2 protein-coding genes are annotated in these 3,298 nt (G+C 69.4%); one reads left to right on the plus strand and one right to left on the minus strand.

Annotation, left to right across the window (positions count from 1 at the left end; all coding sequences use genetic code 11):
* Positions 1-226: 226 nt before the first annotated feature.
* On the minus strand, positions 227-2,155 hold the full coding sequence (ftsH, locus tag QZY48_RS31940) for an ATP-dependent zinc metalloprotease FtsH (RefSeq protein WP_295438290.1): 1,929 nt from the start codon (positions 2,153-2,155) through the stop codon (positions 227-229).
* A 276-nt stretch (positions 2,156-2,431) separates the two neighbouring features.
* On the opposite strand from ftsH, the gene QZY48_RS31945 reads away from it, so the two are divergent.
* Complete coding sequence (locus QZY48_RS31945; protein WP_295438292.1) at positions 2,432-3,136, plus strand: hypothetical protein; 705 nt, start codon at positions 2,432-2,434, stop codon at positions 3,134-3,136.
* Positions 3,137-3,298: the final 162 nt, after the last annotated feature.

Genomic DNA, 3,298 nt, shown 5'->3' on the forward strand with positions numbered 1-3,298 from the left:
AGGGCTCAACTTAACGGCATTGCTGCGCGACCCGCTACGCGAGATCGGGCTCCACGACCTCCGCGTGCGCCGTCTTCGTGCGCTGCCGATCCAGCTCATTCAAGAATCCCGTGAGGCCCCTGAGTAGCGCGAGTGTCTTGGGTGGACTCTTGGGTAGAGCGGACTTCATCGATCGAACCCTCTGAACCGATGCGCGATGGTCCCGCCCTCCTGCGCAATTGCAGGCTCAGACCCGACCACCCAAGGGCCCGCCGACAACCGGCGGCTCCCCGCGCGGCTGCCCGCCGGTCGGCGCCCCGCTGCCCGCGGCCGACGCGGGCTGGGCGCTGTCTTCGGGCGGCTCGCGCACCGGGCGGCCGTTCATGACGTCCTCGATCTGGTCGCGGTCGATGGTCTCGAAGCGCAGGAGGGCCGCCGCCATGGTGTGGAGCTTGTCCATGTTCGCCAGCAGCAGGTCCTTGGAGCGCTGGTAGTTGCGGTCGACGATGATCCGGACCTCGTTGTCGATCGCCACCGCCGTGTCGTCCGAGATCTGGCGCTGCTGGGTCACCGAATGGCCCAGGAAGACCTCCCCCTCCTCGTCGGCGTAGGCCAGGGGACCCAGGTTGTCCGAGAGGCCGAAGCGCGTGACCATCTTGCGGGCGATGGCGGTCGAGCGCTCCAGGTCGTTGGAGGCGCCGGTGGTGACGTGCTCAGGCCCGAAGACCAGTTCCTCCGCCAGACGCCCGCCGAACAGGCTGGAGATCTGGCTCTCCAATTGGCGCTTGCTCATGCTGTAGCGGTCACGCTCGGGCAGGAACAGGGTGACGCCCAGGGCCCGGCCGCGCGGGATGATGCTGACCTTGTGTACCGGGTCGTGTTCCGGCACCAGGCGCCCGACGATGACGTGGCCGGCCTCGTGGTAGGCGGTGAGCTTCTTCTCGGTGTCGGACATCACCATGCTGCGGCGCTCCGCACCCATCATGATCTTGTCCTTGGCCTTCTCGAACATCTGCATGTTGACCGCGGTCAGGCCCGCGCGGGCGGCGAACAGGGCCGCCTCGTTGACCAGGTTGGCCAGATCCGCCCCGGAGAAGCCGGGGGTGCCGCGGGCGATGGTGCGGGCGACCACGTCATCGGCCAGGGGCACCTTGCGCATGTGCACCTCAAGGATGGCGGTGCGGCCGCTCAGATCCGGCAGGCCGACGACCACCTGGCGGTCGAAGCGTCCGGGACGCAGCAGGGCCGGGTCCAGCACGTCGGCCCGGTTGGTGGCGGCGATGACGATGATGCCCTCGTTGCCGGCGAAGCCGTCCATCTCGACCAGGAGCTGGTTCAGGGTCTGCTCGCGCTCGTCGTGCCCACCGCCCAGACCGGCCCCGCGGCGGCGGCCCACGGCGTCGATCTCATCGATGAAGATGATGCAGGGGGCGCTCTTCTTGGCCTGCTCGAAGAGGTCACGCACGCGCGAGGCGCCCACGCCGACAAACATCTCCACGAAGTCCGAGCCCGAGATGCTGAAGAACGGCACCTTGGCCTCGCCGGCGATGGCCCGCGCCAGCAGGGTCTTGCCCGTTCCCGGCGGGCCGACCATCAGCACGCCGCGCGGGATGTGTCCGCCCAGGCTCGAAAACTTCTGCGGGTTGCGCAGGAACTCGACCAGTTCGCCGACCTCGTCCTTCGCCTCTTCGCAGCCGGCCACGTCGCGCAGGGTGACCTTGATGTCGCCCTCCGCGTGCTGCCGGGCGCGGCTCTTGCCGAAGCCGAAGATGCCCCCGGGTCCACCGCCGCCGGCGCCGCCGCGGCGCATGAACCAGACCCAGACGCCGATCAGCACGACGAAGGGCAGCCAGGCGGACAGCAGTTGACCGACGATGCTGGGCTGGGACGGGGGCTCGGCGCGGATGGTGACGGCGTTCTTGAGCAGATCGGCCACGAGCCCCGGGTCGCCGGGGTTGAAGGTCTCGAAGCGGCTGCCGTCCGTGCGCGTGCCCTTGATGGTCTGGTCCTGAATGCGCACCTCCTGGATGGCGCCCTCACCGAGTTCCGCGAGGAACTGGCTGTAGCTCAGGGTCCGGGCCTCGCTCTGGCCGGGTCCGGCCAGACCGCTCAGCATCATCACCAGCCACAGGGACACGGCGACCCAGAGCAGGATATTCAAGTTCTTGGCATTCATCATCCGATCGATCCTCGCAAAATGGGGCACCGTGGCGCGCGGCCCGACACCAGGCCGCGCAACCGGGTACATCGGGGCAGGACGCGCAAAAACCAAAGGCGCTGGTCTGGATTCGCCCGGGGCCGCGCCTGGCACCCGCTCGCCCCCTGGTTGACTCCGGCCGCCGCGCTGAGTTCAATCCCGCGGCCCGGTCGCTTGGCAGGGGCGCCATACTGACGCAATGTTCCCGCCAATGAAACGTCGTCCCCAGTGCGGACGCCCAATGGTCGCCACAGCATGTCCAATCTACCCGATTTTCCGCTCTCGCTCGCGCTCTACAACGTCCTGCCGGTCGCCCTGACCGGCCTTGCCCTGTGGTTCCTGACGCGCTACGTCGCGCAGCACGACCCGGCCGACCGGGGGCTGGCCCTCCTGGGCGCCGGGCTGATCCTGGCCGGCGGGTTGGCGAAGGCGTCCTGGAAGCTGATCGCCGCGACTACCGGGACGGACCTGGTCTGGCTGGCCACTGCCCTGTTCCCGCTGATGGCCCCCGGCTTCGCCCTGCTGGCCGTGGCCCTGTGGGGGGCGGTGCTCGGCCAAGCGGGGCGACGGGTCCCCGCGGGGCTGTGGCGGGTCGCGCTGGCCGTGGTGGCGCTCGCCTTCGCCGCGGCGGCGTTGCGCCACTGGGTGCTCGCGATCCCGCGGGGCTGGTTCCTGCCGCTGCTGGTGCTCGCCAGTCTCGGCAACCTCGCCGCCAGCCTGCTGCTGATCCGGGCCGCGGTGAGCCTGCGCCGGTGGGGCACGGCACTCCTGTTCGCGGTCAATCTGCTGATGATCTTTGCGTTGCAGCCGCTCGCCATGATGAACCCCAAGACGCTTGCCATGCACTGGACCGAGCAGACACTGACGGCGCTCGGCACCGCCTGCTTCGCGCTGGCGGCCTATCGACTGTGGCGCCTGACCCGCCGCGAGCGGTCCGCGGTGCGGCCAGGCGCCGCTTGACCTGGGGCCGCTCGCGGCGGGACCACGCGGCGACGCGGGTCGCGCGGGTGCGCCGCCCTGCCCCGCGAGTGCGATCAGAACTGATGTGGTGACCGAGATCCCGGGTACGCTGTCGTTGTCGTTGTCGTTGTCGTTGTCGTTGTCGTTGTCGTTGTCGTAATC

It is taken from the genome of uncultured Thiodictyon sp. (assembly GCF_903828115.1).
GTDB lineage: Bacteria > Pseudomonadota > Gammaproteobacteria > Chromatiales > Chromatiaceae > Thiodictyon.

What these genes read in the sequence shown, in the direction of transcription:
- QZY48_RS31945 (WP_295438292.1), top strand. Translation starts at nt 2,432, where the DNA reads ATGTCCAATCTACCCGATTTTCCGCTCTCGCTCGCGCTCTACAACGTC.
- ftsH (WP_295438290.1), bottom strand. Translation starts at nt 2,155, where the DNA reads ATGAATGCCAAGAACTTGAATATCCTGCTCTGGGTCGCCGTGTCCCTG.